15 protein-coding genes are annotated in these 16,322 nt (G+C 69.7%); 6 read left to right on the forward strand and 9 right to left on the reverse strand.

The window, feature by feature from the left end:
* Positions 1 to 4 precede the first annotated feature (4 nt).
* The 6 genes from WME95_RS11215 to WME95_RS11240 form a co-directional block, all read right to left on the reverse strand.
* Positions 5 to 619, reverse strand: coding sequence for a hypothetical protein (locus tag WME95_RS11215; protein WP_437908378.1), 615 nt, complete (start codon positions 617 to 619; stop codon positions 5 to 7).
* 98 nt (positions 620 to 717) lie between these two features.
* Positions 718 to 1,701: an alpha/beta fold hydrolase gene (locus WME95_RS11220; protein ID WP_437908379.1), complete on the reverse strand. Its 984-nt coding sequence runs from the start codon at positions 1,699 to 1,701 to the stop codon at positions 718 to 720.
* A gap of 75 nt (positions 1,702 to 1,776) precedes the next feature.
* Positions 1,777 to 2,832 (reverse strand): AraC family transcriptional regulator, encoded by a 1,056-nt coding sequence (locus WME95_RS11225; RefSeq protein ID WP_437908380.1) that lies wholly within the window; start codon positions 2,830 to 2,832, stop codon positions 1,777 to 1,779.
* A 173-nt stretch (positions 2,833 to 3,005) separates the two neighbouring features.
* Entirely contained in the window at positions 3,006 to 3,845 is an 840-nt protein-coding gene (locus WME95_RS11230) for an RNA polymerase sigma factor (RefSeq protein ID WP_437908381.1), read from the reverse strand.
* Positions 3,842 to 4,744: a haloalkane dehalogenase gene (locus WME95_RS11235; protein ID WP_437908382.1), complete on the reverse strand. Its 903-nt coding sequence runs from the start codon at positions 4,742 to 4,744 to the stop codon at positions 3,842 to 3,844. The genes WME95_RS11230 and WME95_RS11235 overlap by 4 nt, the downstream gene beginning before the upstream one ends.
* A gap of 412 nt (positions 4,745 to 5,156) precedes the next feature.
* Positions 5,157 to 6,818, reverse strand: a complete 1,662-nt coding sequence (locus WME95_RS11240; protein ID WP_437551714.1) for a glycoside hydrolase family 43 protein — start codon at positions 6,816 to 6,818, stop codon at positions 5,157 to 5,159.
* A 582-nt stretch (positions 6,819 to 7,400) separates the two neighbouring features.
* Here WME95_RS11240 and WME95_RS11245 point away from each other — a divergent pair.
* The 3 genes from WME95_RS11245 (at position 7,401) to WME95_RS11255 (ending at position 10,020) form a co-directional block, all read left to right on the forward strand.
* Positions 7,401 to 7,820, forward strand: a complete 420-nt coding sequence (locus WME95_RS11245; protein ID WP_437908383.1) for a hypothetical protein — start codon at positions 7,401 to 7,403, stop codon at positions 7,818 to 7,820.
* Positions 7,821 to 8,270: 450 nt separating this feature from the next.
* Complete coding sequence (locus tag WME95_RS11250) at positions 8,271 to 8,648, forward strand: hypothetical protein (RefSeq protein ID WP_437908384.1); 378 nt, start codon at positions 8,271 to 8,273, stop codon at positions 8,646 to 8,648.
* 319 nt (positions 8,649 to 8,967) lie between these two features.
* Entirely contained in the window at positions 8,968 to 10,020 is a 1,053-nt protein-coding gene (locus tag WME95_RS11255) for a LacI family DNA-binding transcriptional regulator (RefSeq protein WP_437908385.1), read from the forward strand.
* 234 nt (positions 10,021 to 10,254) lie between these two features.
* Here WME95_RS11255 and WME95_RS11260 read toward each other — a convergent pair whose 3' ends face one another.
* On the reverse strand, positions 10,255 to 10,878 hold the full coding sequence (locus WME95_RS11260; protein WP_437908386.1) for an RNA 2'-phosphotransferase: 624 nt from the start codon (positions 10,876 to 10,878) through the stop codon (positions 10,255 to 10,257).
* A 209-nt stretch (positions 10,879 to 11,087) separates the two neighbouring features.
* Here WME95_RS11260 and WME95_RS11265 point away from each other — a divergent pair, with 209 nt between their 5' ends.
* Entirely contained in the window at positions 11,088 to 12,044 is a 957-nt protein-coding gene (locus WME95_RS11265; RefSeq protein WP_437908387.1) for a LysR family transcriptional regulator, read from the forward strand.
* A gap of 69 nt (positions 12,045 to 12,113) precedes the next feature.
* Here the strand turns inward: WME95_RS11265 and WME95_RS11270 are convergent, their stop codons facing one another.
* Positions 12,114 to 12,455, reverse strand: coding sequence for a hypothetical protein (locus WME95_RS11270; RefSeq protein WP_437908388.1), 342 nt, complete (start codon positions 12,453 to 12,455; stop codon positions 12,114 to 12,116).
* 598 nt (positions 12,456 to 13,053) lie between these two features.
* Here WME95_RS11270 and WME95_RS11275 point away from each other — a divergent pair.
* Complete coding sequence (locus WME95_RS11275) at positions 13,054 to 14,571, forward strand: hypothetical protein (RefSeq protein ID WP_437908389.1); 1,518 nt, start codon at positions 13,054 to 13,056, stop codon at positions 14,569 to 14,571.
* 88 nt (positions 14,572 to 14,659) lie between these two features.
* On the opposite strand, the gene WME95_RS11280 is transcribed toward WME95_RS11275, so the two are convergent.
* Positions 14,660 to 15,202 (reverse strand): DinB family protein, encoded by a 543-nt coding sequence (locus WME95_RS11280; RefSeq protein ID WP_437908390.1) that lies wholly within the window; start codon positions 15,200 to 15,202, stop codon positions 14,660 to 14,662.
* A gap of 287 nt (positions 15,203 to 15,489) precedes the next feature.
* Between WME95_RS11280 and WME95_RS11285 the strand changes: the two genes are divergently transcribed.
* Positions 15,490 to 16,293, forward strand: coding sequence for a class I SAM-dependent methyltransferase (locus WME95_RS11285; protein WP_437908391.1), 804 nt, complete (start codon positions 15,490 to 15,492; stop codon positions 16,291 to 16,293).
* The last annotated feature ends 29 nt before the right edge of the window (positions 16,294 to 16,322 follow it).

The following is a 16,322-nucleotide window of genomic DNA, read 5'->3' on the forward strand; positions in this document are numbered from 1 at the left end:
GCGCCTATTGTGCTGAGTCGACGACCCGCGCGACCTCCGGCTCCAGCGGAAACGCGTAGGACAGGCCCACTTCGGCGCGGAAGGGGACGAGCGGAGGTGGCTGTAAGCCGTGGGTGGACCGGTAGCCCGCGCGCAGTCCGATCTCGAAGCTCGACCCGATCGAGAACGCGAACGCGAGGTTCGCGTCGAGGTAGCCCCCCATCGGCGCATAAAAGCCGTCGCGGATCCCGTCGTAGATCGCGCGCGCGCGATCGCTCGCGGCGATGTACGTGCTCAGGATCGCCGTATACTCCACCTCCAGCGCGATGAACCCGCCGCGCTTCCAGTAGCCGCCGGCGAGCCCGGGGTGCGCGCCCATGCTCACGAAGTGAAACGTCTGGTTGTCACCCGCCTGCAGCGGCAGCCCGAGCCGCCCGGCGAGCCCCCAGCCGCCGCGCTGCAAGAGCATCGCGCGCACCGCCGGCTCCAGGCGGAAGGAGTCCAGGTCCTTCACGAGGAAGACCGGCAGCGTCAGTCCGAGCTCGACGTCGAGGCGGCGCACGAAGCGCTCCGTCGGAATCGTTCGTCCGTAGGTGAGCTCCAGATCGGGCGCGGAGTTCCAGCCAATATTGGCGCGCATCGCGTTCTCTTGCTCGCCTTGATACCCGCTGATCGGAGCAGCCGAGGCGACCGCTGGGACCGCCGTGGCGGCGATCGCGGCCGCGATCGCGGCGGCTCTCACCTCGCCCCCCTGTACGCGCCGAGATGAGCGCGAAGGACCTCGATGACACGCTCGGGGTGTCTGTTCACCCAGCCGTGGTCTTCGCCTTCGACGCGGACGAGCTCGACGTCGCAGAAGAGAGGGGCGTGGCGGCTCGCTTGGTGCTCGAATCCGATGACGGTGTTGATCGTGGTCCCGATCAGCGTCACCGGCTCGCAGAAGCGATCGAGGCCGGAAGAGAAATCGAATCTCCACTTTCCGTCCGCCTTCGCCGAGCTCTGCAGATCCCGCATGGCGCGCGCGCCCAGACGGAAGGCCTTGAAGTTGTCGGGGTCGTCCGGATCCTCGTAATAACCTGGCTGCGACCAGCCTTGTCCCAGGGAGAGGAGGAAGTCTGCGCGCGCGTCTCCGTCGGGGCTCATGGCGCCTTCCGACCAACCGAGATCGCTCAGCCCCTCGTCGGTGAGGCCGAACGTGAAGAGCTCGGTCTCGTTCGCGATCGCCGCGTTCAGGAAGCCCGGCTCGCTAAGGACGGCCTCTCCCACACGGTCGGGATGCCTCTGAATGTAGAGCGCCGCGTACATGGCGCCCCACGAGTGCCCGAACAGCGTGACCGGCGCGTCGGGCGAGAAGCGCTGGACGAGCTCGTGGAGATCCTCCGCGTACGTCTCGACGGTGAAGTCCGATGAGGGGACACGCTCCGAGAGGCCGGTGCCCCGCTGATCCCAGTAGACGACGAAGTACCGCTCGGATAGCGCGCCGAGGCCGAGCATGCCGCGCATGTCGCCGCCAGGGCCGCCGTGAAGCGTGATGAGGCTCGGGTTCTTCGGATCCCCTTGCGTGCGAAGGTGAATGCGGGCGCCGTCGCGGAGGGTGTAGCGAGGCAGCGTGTCGTCCTCCGCGACCGTCTTCGGGACGAGGTTTCCCGGCTCGCTCGGGTCCAGGCAGCCCGAACCGAGCAAGAGGCACGTGAGAAGAGATCCGCGGGCGAAGCAATTCATGCCCGAAGCGTACGGATCCGGGCCGCCCTCGGCATTGTGCCGCCACGCCAATCGATTGTCCGCCGGTGCCCGCGGCTACGACACGGAGCGCTCGCGGAGCTGGCCCGGCGTGCTCCCTGTCCACCGCCGGAACGCCTTGTAGAACGCGCTCACATCAGAGAAGCCCACCAGGGAGCTGACCTCGGCGAGCCCGATGGCGGGATCCTCCAGATAGCGGAGGGCGAGCTCTTCGCGTGTCTTCTCGAGGAGATCTCGAAAGGGGAAGCCGTCCTCCGAAAGCCGCCGTTGCAGCGTGCGCGCGCTCAGCCCGAGGCGCTTCGCGACCGCCGCCAGCTTGGGAGCACCGCCGTGCAGCTCGAGGGCGAGCGCGTGCCGCGTGCGCTCCACGAGGCTCGCCTGGGCGGGGGGGAGTTTTTGCGCGATGAGGGCGGCGTGGCGCTCGAGTACGGCGCAGAGCTCGGGGGCGGCCCCTCTCATCGGCGTCGCGAGCACCGCCCGCGGGAGGACGATCGCGTCGTGGGGCGCTCGAAATTGGATCGGACAGGCGAAGATCCGGGTGTATGCCTCGATCTCGGCGCAGCACGGGTGACGGAACTGGATCGCGGAAGGAGACCACGGTGTGGCGGCGAGCGTGCGGAAGCGAAGGACGATGTTCGCGAAGCCGAACTCCGTCGCGACCCGGTGTGGGGCCGCGCCCGGCACGTGCTCCCGGACGATCCGGGCCTCTTTCTCGTCGACCTGGAGGACATGGCGCACGGCTGTGCTGATGACGGCGAAGTGCCGCGAGAACCTGTGGAAGGCGTCACCCACCGTGTCGCTCGACGCGACGACGTAGTCCATCACATCCCAGTGTCCGATCGTGAGCGCCTCTGCGGCACGGAGCCCGACGCCCGGATCGCCGGCCCTCTCGACGACGTCGTCCCAGAGCGCGATCCACCGGCGATAGGAGAGTCGGAAGTCCGGGTCGCGCAGCTCCTCCGGCGCGAGCCCGTGCGCTCGAGCGAGCGCGCTTGCGTCGAGCCCAACGGCCTCTGCGGCTCCGAGCACACTCCGCAACGCCTTCACGCCGACGCTCAGCGTGCGCTCGCCTTCCGGCTTCACGAGCGGGCCGATCCCCGGACGAGAGCTCACGGGGCGAGGTCTGCGCGACACTGCCGAAGGTCGCACGGCCTGTGAGCGACGTCAACTGCTCGCCCGTGCTGCCCGCCTCCATGTCAGTCCACGTCCGTTTGCGTCCGTTCACCTCCGCTTGCGTCCGTTTGCGTCCGTTTGCGTCCGTTTGCGTCCGTTTACGTCAGCCGCCTTCACGCATCGAAGAGCCTGCTCCCGGGACCGATTGCGATCATGGACCGCACCCGCGCGGCGAGGTCCTCGGGGGAGGTGAACGCGGGCTGCGCGCGGTAGAGCTCGAGCGAGCGGCGCACGGCGCGGATCTCGCCGAGGGCCTGCAGCGCCTCGAGAGAGGTCCGCTCCGTGGGCTTCGCGTGAACCAGGCCGCGCGGGTTCAGGCGCCCGAGCGCCACGTTGTGGTTCACCTGGAACCCACAGCGACACGGATTCGCTGGATTCGCGACACCGCAGTGCTTCGACACGAACGCGTCGAGCGCCGCGCGCGCCCGGGAGAGTCGTTTGCGGAAGGCAGCTTCCGTGATGCCGAGCGCGTAGGCCGCGTCGGTCGACTCGAGCTCGCAGATGCCGCCGAGCACGTAGGCGATCCGCAGCGGCCTGTCGAGCGCCTGGAGCATCGCCTGGGTGCAAGAGAGGAAGACCTCTTCCTCGAGCAGACGCGCCTCGGCGCTCACGAGCACCTCCGCGCCGATGGCGTTCGGCGCCCTGGCGAGATCCTCGTCGACGAGCTGCTCGAAGGTCAGGCGGCGGTACGTCGCGCGTGCGCGGAGGAGGTGTCGGCACGCGACGCGATACGCCCACGTCGAGATCGAGCTCTCGCCTCGGAACGTGGAGAGCTTTGTCACGATGAGGATGAGGATTTCCTGCGTCGCGTCGCGCGCGTTCTCGGGGTGGCCGAGGAACCTGCGCGCGAGGCGGAACAGCGGATCCTGCAGTCCTCGCACGAGCGCTTCGAGCGCCTCTCGGTCGCCCGCGCAGGCGCGGGTCGCCAGCGCGTCGAGGCCCGCCTCGCTCATGACGCCACCGGTCGCGCGTGCGTCGGCGGAGCGAGGGTATCGAGCCAGCCTGCAAGCGCGTCGGCGATCTCCATCGGCGAGTCCTCCTGAGGATAGTGCAGACCGCGCACCGTGACCTCCCGCTGGTTCGGGAACCTGCGACAGATATCGCGGAGCTCCCCCGTGAGGATGCGGCCCGGCTCCGCGTTCACGAACAGCTTGGGCACGCTCGATGCCGTGAGCCAAGCGACGTAAGCGTCGGCGAGCGCGCAGATCGCCTTTGGCTCTCCGTCGAGGGGCAGCAGTCGCGGCCACGAGAGCGTCGGCCGCCGCCCCTCGCCCGGCACGAGGAACGGACGACGGTACTCGGCGCGCTCTTCGTCAGAGAGCGGACGCAGCATGCTGCCCTCGGAGAGGGTCCGCTCCAGGAAGACATTCTGCTCGAGGACGAGCCTCTCGCCCGCGTCGGAGCGGATCGCCTCGAAGAACTCCCTCGCCGGCGCGGGCCATTTCCCGAGCGGCATCGATCCGACGATCGCCTCCATGTAAGCGACGCCGCGCACGCGATCGGGATGCCGCCGGGCCCAGTCGAAGCCCAGCGCCGAGCCCCAGTCGTGTACGACGAGCACGACGGGCTCCTCTGGCACGACCGCGTCGAACCAGGCCTCGAGGAACCTCGCATGTGTGGCGTACCCGTAGGCTTCCCTGCCCATCTCCGGCAGCTTGTCCGAGTCGCCCATGCCGATGAGGTCCGGCGCGAGGCAGCGATGCCGCGCCGAGGTTGGCCCAAGGAGGTTCCGCCACAGGTACGACGACGTCGGGTTCCCGTGGAGGAACACCACCGGCGCGCCCATCCCCTGGTCGACATAGGCCATCTCGTGGCCCTCGATGCAAACTCTCTTCTTCGAGCTGGTACCCACAGGACCCCGTCCTTCCCGGCCGTACGCACGCGACGTTCAGCCTTTCACTCGGGTTCGAGACGGGGAGCCCGGTCCGTGTGACCGGAAATCGACCTCGGCGCAGCGGAAGGGCGGGACCTGCGATGCGGGAGGTTCTTGGCCGCGAGGTCGCGAGCACGCTCGTGCACGATGCGCCGCACAACCTCATCTGGGAGCCCGACGAGGACGAACTGCGCTACCTGCACCGCAAGGGCGCGACGCCCGCCGGGGGACCCGACGGCGGGGCGGAGCGCTCTCGTACACCGATGATCGCCCCGCCCTCGATTTTTCCTGGGTTTTCGGCCCCGCAGGGGCAAGGCGAAGCGACGGTTATCGCCAACGTGGCAAACGATACCGGCCGTTCGCAGCGATCAGTAAACCGGATCGCGAGCGCCTACCGGCGCCGACGCCCAAGAACGAGCGCAGAAGCGGCCAGCCAGAGAGCGGCGGCGAGTCCGCCGCCCCCGGTGCTCGCGCCCGCCCGGCAAGCGCACGAGCCGTCTGAGTCGTCGCCGGTCGCGTCGTTCCCACCGGTGGGTCCGGCGCTGCCGCTGCTGCCCGCGACGGCGGAGCCGGTCGTTCCGCCGGTGCCTGCGGTGACCGAGCCGCCGCTGGCCGAGGTCGTGCCCCCGGCGGCGTCGCTGCCACCGGTGCCCGAGGTCGCGCCCCCGGCGCCGGCGGCATCGCTGCCGCCCGTTCCCGGGTCCGAGCCGCCGGCACCGCCTCCGCCTCCGTCGCCCCCGTCACCCGGCATGGTGGGTCCGGTAAACCGCCACCAGTTGAACTTGAAGAGGTCGCCGCCGCCACCGACGAACTTCAGGAACAGGTCGTGTTTCCCGCTGCCCCCGCTGACCGCGCAGGTCTTGGTGGTCCAGGCCGACGCGCCCGAGACGTCGCACGTCCCGAGGAGCGTGCCGTTCTGACTGTCGAGGTGGAGCTCGATCTTCGCGTCGCCGGCTGCGGACGATACCCGCGCCTCGAAAGAGGTCACCCCGTCCAGGAAATCGACGTCCTTCACCTTGATGTAGTCGCCATTGCTGATGGACGTGACGTTCATGCCGGCGCCGGTGTCGGTGCACACCTCGGTCTTGAGCCCGGACGAGAAGGCGATGGTCTCGGCCTCGACTTGCTCGAACGGATTCAGCGTGTCGACGGCGGACGGTCCGTTCGTGGACATCATGATCTTCGGAATGCTGCCGTCGGCGCCGTAGGTGAACTCCTCCACGCAGACCGAGCGCTTGAAGTCACTGCCGCCCGGCAATGCGCTGTTGTGATAGAAGAAGTACGAGTGCCCCTTGTAGTCGACGATGCCGGCGTGGTTGGTGTAGGTCCGGCCAGCGCCCATGATGTCGCCGCGGACGGTCCAGGGCCCGGTCGGGCTGTTGCTGGTCGCGTAGCTGATCTTCTCGGTCCCGGCGATGGCGGCGTAGACGAGGTAGTACAGCGACCCTCGCTTGTGGAGCCACGGCCCCTCGGTGAAGCCGTTCAACGGCACCTCGGTGATGCTTCCCGAGGTGCTGATCATGTCCGAGTTCAGCTTCACGTGCCGGAGCTTGGCATTCCCCCAGTACATGTGGGCCTGTCCATCGTCGTCGACGAACACCGTCGGGTCGATGTTGCCGCCTCCGGGCGCCACGGCCAGCTCCTTTCCCAGCGGGTCCATGAACGGGCCTGCCACATTGTCCGATACGCCAACGCCGATCTTCGCGCCGCTGTTGTTGTTCAGCGGCACGTACAGATAGTACTTGCCGTTCCTGGCGATACCCTGCGGCGCCCACGCATTGTCGGTTCCCCACTTGAAGCTCTTGTAGCCCGCCACCGAGCCGTGGTCCCTCCAGTTGACCATGTCCGTGGTGGAGTACAACCTCCAGTCGTTCATGGTGTAGAAGTTGTTCACCGTGACGTCCTCGTCGTGGGACGTGTAGAGGTACAACCTGCCTTCGTGCACCATGGGCGCGGGGTCGGCCGTGTAGAAGGTCTGTACGATCGGGTTGTCCGCCCGAGCGGGGGAGGGGATCGCGGCGACGAGGCCCAGCGCCATCGCCGACAGGGTCATTCTTCTTGCTCGGTAGAACGTTGTATTTAAGCGCACGTTGAATCCTCTCGCGAGCGAATTGCCGGCGCCCCGCACCCCTGGTGCTGACTCGACGGAGGCGCCATCAATGAGAGGATGGCCCGCGCAAAGGCACGCAGGACGACCCTCCAGGGCAAAGAACAAGTATACCCTTTCGAAATGTGAACGATCACATTCCTGGTGTCAAACCCAATCGACCGGCCCGGCGGCATCCTCGATCCCGAAGGGAGGACATCGCTGGCGGGCTCATCCGGCGCGCCGCGTCACGGGGGGCCGGCGGGCGCCGGACCGCGGTGATCGCAGGCTCGATGCGCTCGATGCCGACCTGCGCACGGACGGCTGGCGCTCGATGGCGGCCTGCGCACGGACGGCCGGCGCTCGATGCCGCAGGCGGTCGGCTCCCTGGGTATCGCCTCTTGTGCGCGACGACTCGAGCGCGCGCTCCGGCCAATCACTGGCGCCATCATCGGCCGATTTGGATTGACGTTGTCGATGTGAACGGTCACATTTCGAGCTGCGATGGGGTTGTCGAGCTTGCCCTTTCACCGGATCAGGAGACGCCAGATGTCGATAAGCAGGAAGCTGATGGGGGCCATGATCATGAGCGTCGGCATCGGCTCTGCCGGCGGTTTTGCGGGCGCGGCGTGGGCCGCGAGCGAGAAGGCGGATGTCCCCGCGTCCGTCGCCGAGGGGAAGGATTTCGGCTGCGGCGCAAAAGGACAGAAGGCCTGTCCGATGCAGGGCTGGATGAAGACGGTGATGCAGTCGGCGACCACGAGCGGCGACGGCGCGAAGATCGCGTCGGCGCTGGACTATGTCGCATCGAAGCCGCCGCCCGGGATGTCGAAGTGGGTCGCGATATCGAAGGAGGGCGCGGAGAAGGCCAAGAAGGGCGATATCGACGGCGCCAAGGCGAGCTGCAAGGTCTGCCATGATCTGTACAAGGCGGAGTACAAGGCGAAGCTCCGTGACGCCGCCTTCTGAGGCGCAGCGCTCTGCTCTCGCCTTTGTCGAGCGACAGCAACACTCGCTCTCCCGCGATCTTGCACCCTGAGCCAGCGCTCGAACGCGCGCAGCACGAGGCGGGCACGCTCGTGCTGACCCTCCGAAGCTCGCGGTCCTTCAAACAACGCGCATGCCGCGGGGCCTGAGCTCGCGACCGCAGCCCGGGACCGGCGGAGCGCCGGCGATGCGCAACCATGCGCGAAAGTGAGCGAGGTTTCGCTCAACTACGCGCGCAGGTGAGCGAGGTTTCGCTCAACATGCCCACGCGCACCTCCGAGGGCCGTCGTATCGTTCCCACGAGGCACCGAAGCACCGGCAGGCGTCCGGCGGCCCCGGCCCGCCGGGAATGGCCCGAAGACGCGGGGGGTTGATGCGCGGGCACCGGCCTTGCTCTGAGGGAGCAGCGAACCTTCACGAGGAGCTGCTCAGATGAAGAACACCATTCGCGCCGCGCTCGCCATCCTGTCTCTTGCCTCCGGCCTCCTGGCCGGCTGCGTCGTGGCCCCCGACGAAACGACCACTCCGGATGAGACGACCGCCGTGGCAGAGGCGCTCGTGAACAACGGAGGCGGCGCTGGTTCGCTCGGTTGGTGGTGCGGCGACGACGGGACCTGCACGTGCGAGGGGGGAACGCTGTCGTCAGATTGCTGGGGGCTCTCTCAGTACTGCATCGACAGGTTCGAGTGTCGCATCAATCCGCCGTACCTGTGCTATTGCCACTGGAAGCTCGTGCGGCAACACCCTGGCGTCAAGACGACGACCGGGGTCGTCGGGAGCGGGACGGTCGGGGCTGCGATCAGTCCGTGAGTGCCCTGGGCGCGGTCGTGGCGCAGCGGCGCGCGCGAAAGGCAGGTGCGAGTCGGGTCGCCGATGCGTGCGGGGGCTGATCGTGTCCGGCTCGAGGCGAGCGGCGCGACCACCGGCGGCTGACGACCCACTCAGGGCAAAGCCGGAGGACGAGGCTTGACCGGGGGCGCTCACGCCGGTCCGCCCCTCCGCCGCCGAGATCGGGCCCGGCCAATGGCGAGGCGCCGATCGAGCGGCGCATCGAGAGAGGCGGGCGCCGGGGCGCGGTCGTGGTGGATGTCGATACCATTCCCCCCGCGCCCGACTAAGCTTGGCGCCGATGGACGAAAACTCTCCTCCCGAGCGGCGCGTCAAGAGAGGCGGGCGCCGGGCCGCGGTCATGGTCGACGTGGCCAAGCTCGCCGGCGTCTCGTACCAGACGGTCTCTCGGGTCCTGCACGACAGCCCCAACGTGCACCGGGACACGCGGGAGCGCGTGCTCGACGCGATCCGCCAGCTCGACTACCGCCCGAGCTCGGTGGCGCAGGCGCTCGTCACCGGGCGCTCGCGGACGTTCGGGGTGGTCAGCTTCAACACGACGCACTACGGCCCGGCGTCGACGCTCCACGGGCTCGAGACGGCGGCGCACGACGCCGGGTACGGCGTCAGCGTCGTCAGCCTGAAATCGCTCAGCCGCGCGCCGGTGGTGGATGCGGTGAAGGGGCTGTGCGATCAGGGTGTCGACGGCATCATGGTCGTCGCCCCGCTGCGGTCGGCGGTGGACGCGCTCCGCCACGTCACCTCCGACGTGCCGGTGGTCGCCGTCGAGGGGGGGCCGGACGATTCGGTCCCGGTGGTCGCCGTCGACCAGCACGGCGGCGCGACGGCCGCCACGCGCCATCTCCTCGACCTGGGTCACCGGACGGTGTGGCACATCGCCGGTTCGATCGAGTCGCTCGAGGCCGAGCAGCGCATCGACGGCTGGCGTTCGACGCTGGAGGCCGCGGGCGTCGAGCCGCCGCCTCTCCTGCGCGGCGACTGGAGCGCACGCTCGGGCTACGAGCTCGCCCCGCAGCTGGCGCGCACGCCAGGCGTCACCGCCCTGTTCGTGGCCAACGACCAGATGGCGCTGGGCGTGCTCCGCTACCTCCACGAGATCGGACGCGCGGTGCCGCGGGACATCAGCATCGTCGGCTTCGACGACATCCCGGAGGCGGCCTACTTCACGCCTCCGCTCACCACCGTCCGCCAGGACTTCTCCGAGCTGGGGCGCAGGTGCCTCCACTTGCTGCTCGGGCAGATCGAGAGCGGCCGCCGCTCCTGCTCGCGCGTCGTTGTCGAGGCCGAGCTGGTCTTGCGCAAGAGCACCGCCGCCGTCGCCCGGAGCCGATGAGCGCTCCAGCCTGCAAGCTTCGTCTGCGCGCATCCCCTCACGGATCAGAAACCCGCAATCGATCCGATGAGACGGTGGATATCCACCGCAGCCGTGAGGCGCTTGTCCTCGTCGGGGTATAGAGGGCTTTTGGCCTTGTCGTTGTCCGCCTCGGGAACCCATCCACGTGGCGACGGATTGTCGGCGATGAACCGCGCGGGACAGGTCGCGAGCGCGAGTATCCGGTGAAGGCCATCACGCCGCCCCGCGCGACCCGTCGCCGAAGAGCATCGCCCGCAGCGCCTCGGCCTCCCGCTGCGCCCGCGCCACGATGGGCATCAGCCCCACGAGGCAGTCGACCGGCACCTCCCGCACCAGGATCACCCCGTTCTGGCTGCGGAACACGCGCACGCCGCGCGCCCGGAGCCTCGCCGGGCTGATCTCGAGCATCACGTCGACCTTCGCGCGCTTGCCCACCGCGCTGCCCAGCGCGTCGGTGCAGTGGACATGCGTGCGCGCCGCCGGCCGGATCCCGTCGCGCGCGATGCCCCTCACGGCGTCCACGCTGGTGCCGTGCCAGATCGAGGCGTCGCCGTGGATCTCCTCCCACGACGCCTCGAGGCCCGCGAGCGTCACCGGCATCCCGTCGCGCGAGTGCCCTTGCGAGGCGCGCACCCGGTCGCCGCGGATCTCGAGGCGGTTCTTCGTGTTCTTCTCCACCACCTCGTCGAGCACCGGCCGGGAGATCCGGAGCGCCTTGAGGACGTCGTCCACGGCCACCCAGCCGGCGTCGTCCATGGCGACGCCCTGCGAGGGCGCCGCGTGGCGGAGCAGCCAGGAGAGCTTCTTGCTCGTGTCGGTCAAGCGATCGCGGCCCATCGTCAAGCTCCATTCTCGTCTCGTGAGCCGGAGCCGCGGCCCGCGATCCGCGCGGGCACGCAGAGGCGCCTCCGGGAGGTCCCTGGACGGTGCAGGGACCGGGACCGAAACCGTGAAGGGAATCGGCACGAGGAAAGAATAGACGCCCGGCTATCATCCGGAAGAAGTATTTCTGGAGCCGCTATCGCGTTTCGCGATAGCTTGCCGCCATGCTCAACCTCGACTGGCTTAGCGCCTTCGTGGTCTTCACCGAGCACCTCAACTTCACGCGCGCGGCGCAGGCGCTCCACGTCTCGCAGCCGGCGCTCCACGCCCAGATCGGCAAGCTGGGCGAGGCGCTCGGCGTCACGCTCTACAAGCGGCGCGGGCAGCGGCTGGAGCTCACGGCCGACGGCAAGCGCGTCGCCGCGTTCGGGCGCGAGGTCGGCGAGCGGACGCGCTCTTTCCTCGACGTGCTCCGCCACGGCGAGAGCCGGGAGCCGGTGGTGCTCTGCGCCGGGGAGGGCTCGTACCTCTACCTGCTCGGCGAGGGGATCCGCGCCTTCTCCGCGCGCGCCGCCGCCCCGCTCCGGCTGCTCACGCGCGACCGCGAGGGCACGCTCGAGGCCGTCGCGGCGGGCGAGGCGCACCTCGGCGTCGCGCCGCTCGAGGGGGCGCCGGACGGGCTCGCCGCCGATCGTCTCACCGAGGTGGCGCAGGTCCTGGTCGTCCCCGACGGCGACCCGCTCGCCCGGAAGCGCCACATCCGGCTGCGCGACCTCGAGGGGGCGCGGCTCGTCGTCCCCGGCCCGTCGCGGCCCCACCGGGCCCTGCTCGCTCAGGCGCTGCTCTCGGCCGGTGTCCGCTGGGAGCCGGCGGTCGAGGCGAACGGCTGGGAGCTGATGCTCCACTTCGTCCAGCTCGGCGTCGGCATCGCGGTGGTCAACGCCTGCTGCCGCCTCCCCCGCGGCCTCGTCGCGCGCCCGCTGCCCGAGCTGCCGCGCAAGGTCTTCTATCTCGTCCGTCGGCGCGGCGGCGAGCTCCAGGGCGCGGCCGCGGAGCTCCGGGGCGCGCTGCTCGCGCACGCCGCGGCGTGGCAGGGAAACCATGCGTCGGACGCGTCGGGCGCGTCGGGCGCGTCAGGCGCGCCCGACGCCGCCCCGACGGCGCCCGCGCGCCGGCGCTGAGCCCCGCCATCGCACTTCCTGGAGCCTGCCAGTCTCTGCCGGTCTCCCCCCGCACTCTGGCTTCCGGGCTCAGGCCGCCTTTCTCGACTTCTGCTTGCCCTGCTTCGCCTTCTTGCCGCCGGCGTCGTCCGGGCGGCTCACCAGCTTGGAGAAGTTGCTCGGCTGCCCGTCCGCCGTCTTCTCCTGGTACACGAAGGCGAGGTTCGACTCCTCGAACTTGTCGAAGAAGTCCTCCCACGAGATCTCCTCCAGCGTGTCTTCCCCGCTGTACCCTGGGAAATCGATGCGGAGGATACCAGGCTCACCGCCCTCCTCGGTGCTCTTCACCGTCGCCGGGCGGCCTCCGCGCGATTCGGCCCACTGGCGGATCTCGTCATGAACGATGGTCGTCTTCGATGAGCTGGCCGACATGGTCTTCCCTCCTGTGCTCGTGCATCGATGGCGCGGGGAACGGCAATCTGCATGCCAGAGGCCGATGAGAAGATCCGGGCACGCGATGGCCGACCTCGGCCATACCGCGGCTCCCTGGGCCGAGCGCGGCGCGCCGCGGAGCCCGTCGCGCTGCCGAACCACCGTGCCTTCGTGCATGCGGCGCGTCGAGGTCACCAGGCCGAGTCCGTGGTGAAAGCAGGGGATCTCTGCTGTGGTCGAGGATGGGCTCGGCGATGCAATTTGCCCCGCCTGCGGCGGAATGCTGCCGGCTGGCGCAGGCCGTCGTCGGAGATCGCGTTCCCCTGGAGCCGCTTGAATCTGAAGCAGACAGGCCGAAAGACTGCCTGCTTGAGTGCTGACAGATAGACTGCCTAACTAACAGAAACAGACCGACACGCGACGCGCGGCGCCCTCATGGAGGCACACGTGTACGCCGTGAGGGCACCCCGGTGGCGCTCGCCACGGAACCAGGCGTCCCCAGTGTAGCTCGCGCTCGATGGTACCCACGTGGGCCGGGCCAACCCGGTTGGGCGGCCGAGAGATCGAGAGAGCGCGTGTCGACGCGGGGGAGCCGGTCGTGCTACCTAGAATCGAGCGCCGCGATGCGCGCGCTGCCGAGGCCGAGGACGTGACCGCCGCGCACCATCTGCTCCTCCGGGTCGCTGTGATCGCCGTCGCCACGGCGACCGCCGCGACGGCGGGCGCGCGGCCGACGCGCCCCGCGCCGGCCGCCCCGCAGGTCCACCCGCCGCGCCTTGCGCCGGCGGCCTCGCCAGTGCGCCCGCCGCGCCGTGCGCCTTCCCCCTCGCCGGGGCGCCCGCCGCGCCCTGCGCCGGCCGCCCCGCAGGCCCTCTTGCCCGCGCCGGCCGCCCCGCAGGCGCCCCCGGCTTCGCCCGCCCCGCCTGCCCTGCCTGCCGCGGCTTCTCCCGAGCCCGCGGCCTGGCGCGCGCTCGTCGTGGGTGGCGGCCCGAGGCCGCCCATGAACCAGGTGGCCATCGAAGGGCACATCCGGTACTTCCAGTCGCTGCTCCCGGCCAGGGCGGAGCGGCGCGTCCTCTTCGCCGACGGGCGCCGGGGCACGCGGAGCGTGCAGTTCCTCGACGGCGACCAGACCCGCTACCGCGCGCCCAGGCTGCCGCGCATCGACGGGGCGACCACACGCCCCGGGTTCGACGCGATCTGGCGCAGGTTCGTCCACGCGCGCCCCGCCGACCCGTTGCTGCTGTATTTCGCCGGCCATGGGAGCCCGGATCCCGGGAACGATCTCGACAACAACGTATTCGACCTCTGGGGCGGCGGAGCGCTGTCCGTGCGCGACCTCGCTGCCCGCATGAAGGAGCTGCCCGCCGGCACTCCCGTCGTCCTCGTCATGGCCCAGTGCTACTCCGGCTCGTTCGCGAACCTCCTCTTCGAGGGCGGCAGGCCCGACGGCGAGCTGGTCGAGCGCGACATCGTCGGCTTCTTCGCGGCGACCCGGGACCGCCCGGCGTCGGGCTGCACGCCCGAGATCGACGAGGCGGATTACACCGATTTCAGCAGCTTCTTCTTTGCAGCCCTCTCGGGCGTCGATCGCCTCGGGAAGCGCGTCGACGGCGCCGATTACGACCGGAACCAGCTCGTGGGCATGAACGAGGCGTTCGCGTACGCCCTCCTCCACCAGGAGACGGGCGATGTGCCGGTCGCGACGTCCGATGTGTTCCTGCGCCGCTTCGTCAACAAGCCCGATCACGAGACCATGGCGACGCCCTATTCCAGGGTCCTCTCGTGGTCGACCCCGGCGGAGCGGGCCGCGCTCGAGGGGCTCTCGGACGCGCTGGGCCTCCATGGAGAGCACCGCCTCCGGGCCGCCTACGATCGCGAGTTCGGGCCCCGGGCGGGCAGGAGAGACGTCGAGGACGTGGACTCGGCCCACCGCCTGCGGTTCATCCGGCTCGCCAAGAGCGTTGTGCTCGCGCGGACGCTGCGGCAGAGCGGCAACCGCGCGCGGATCGAGCGCTTCGAGCGGCTGCGCGCCGCCGAGGCGCGCAATCCGCTCGTCGAGGTCAGGGCGGCGAGCCAGGCGCGACAGGACGGGCGGCGGCGCGCCGCCCGGTGATCCCGGGTTGGCCTCGCCCGCCTGCCGAAGGTGCTATCGGACCACCGGACAGCCGCGCTCGCCGCGGGGCGAGGCGCGCGTGCGCGCGTCATGACGCGCGGCTCTCGTCCCGCAGCATCGCGATCAGATCGGTCGCGCCAGGGTCGATTCCCATCTGTGTGAGCAGGGTGGTCACCTGACCGCGGTGATGGGTCTGATGATTGAAGAGGTGCCCCAGGGACCACCAGAGCGGAGAGGTGTAGACCGTCCCGCTCCGCGTGTACGTCAGGTCGCCCGCGAGCGCCCGGTCATCGATCTCGTGCACCCAGGCGAGGATGTCTGCGTCCGTCCTGGCGCGCTCGCGGGAGAGATCGCCGAAGTCCGCGTAGAGCTCCTGCGAGAGCGCGGTGATCTCGATGGCCTTCCCGCTCGGATCGCGGGAGGTGAACCGCTCCGCGCCGCCGGTGAAGCGCCCCATCCACGTGCGGTCGGCGAGCAGGATATGGTTCAACGTGCCGTGGATCGACCGGAAGAAGGCCCCGCGATCGCGCTTGCGCTCCGCGTCGTCGAGCTTGCCGACCAGCGCAAAGAGCTTGTCGTTCATCCACCGGTTGTAGCGAGCCAAGGCGCGGTACTGGTCGATCCAGCTCATGAGCGACTCCTCGTGGTTCGAGAGCAGGCGCGAACGCTACCACGCCCGCTCCCGACGGCGAAACCCGGCCAGCACGGCCGCTATCACCGCGGCGTCACGGCCGGCGCGCCACCCCCGGGACCGCGCGCCTCGGGCGCATCGCCGCCATCGCGCGCAGCCGTCGAGATCGCGCTTGCTCGGTCCGTTATGGCGGACTATTGTCCTCGATAACAGACGCGTGGTGCTCGGGAGAGACCCTCCAGTCGGACCCGTCTTTCGCCGATCTCCACCTCCTCTCCCAAGGAGCCATGATGGTCAGCCTTTCGCTCGATTCAGCTGTCCTGGCCGAGACGTACGATCGCGTCAGCGATCGGCAGTTCAACCACGGAAAGCTGCTCGTCGAAGATCTCCAGATTTCCCCGGGCGAGCGGGTCCTCGACGTCGGGTGTGGGACGGGCCGGCTCGGGGCTTACGTCGCCGATCGGGTCGGCGCCTCCGGCGCGGTGGCCGGCGTCGATCCGCTGCCGCTCCGGGTCGAGCTGGCGAACGGGAAGCGCCGGCCGAACTTCCGCGCCAGCGTCGGCCAGGCCGAGGATCTCTCACAGTTCGCCGCCGGGAGCTTCGATGTCGTGTTCCTGAACAGCGTGCTCCACTGGCTGCCCGAGAAGCTCGGCCCGCTGCGCGAGGCGCGCCGGGTGCTCAGGCGGGGAGGGCGCCTCGGCATCAGCTCGGCCGCCAGGGAGCGCCCGCACGAGTTCGAGCGGGTGATCGAGGGTGTGCTGTCGTCTCTCGGCCTGACCGGCACCGCGGAGACGCTCGGCAGCACGACCTACAAGGTGACCTCGGACGACCTGACCAGCACCCTCCTGCTGGCCGGCTTCGAGGATCCGAGGCTCCAGATCCGCAGCTTCACGGACCATTTCGCGGACACGGACGATGTGATCGCGTTCTACCTGGCCAGCTCGTTCGGCAACTTCCTGTCCAACCTCGATCGGGCGGAGGCCGCGCGGGTCAAGGCAGCGCTCGCGGCCGAGCTCGAGCGCCGCCGCGCGCCGGAGGGGATCCGGCTGCAACGTCACCTGATCTTCGCCGTGGCGCGCGCGAAAGGCTGACTTCGATTGCCGGGCCTGTTCGATGATCT

The organism is Sorangium sp. So ce327, assembly GCF_051530205.1.
Lineage (GTDB): Bacteria > Myxococcota_A > Polyangia > Polyangiales > Polyangiaceae > Sorangium > Sorangium cellulosum_B.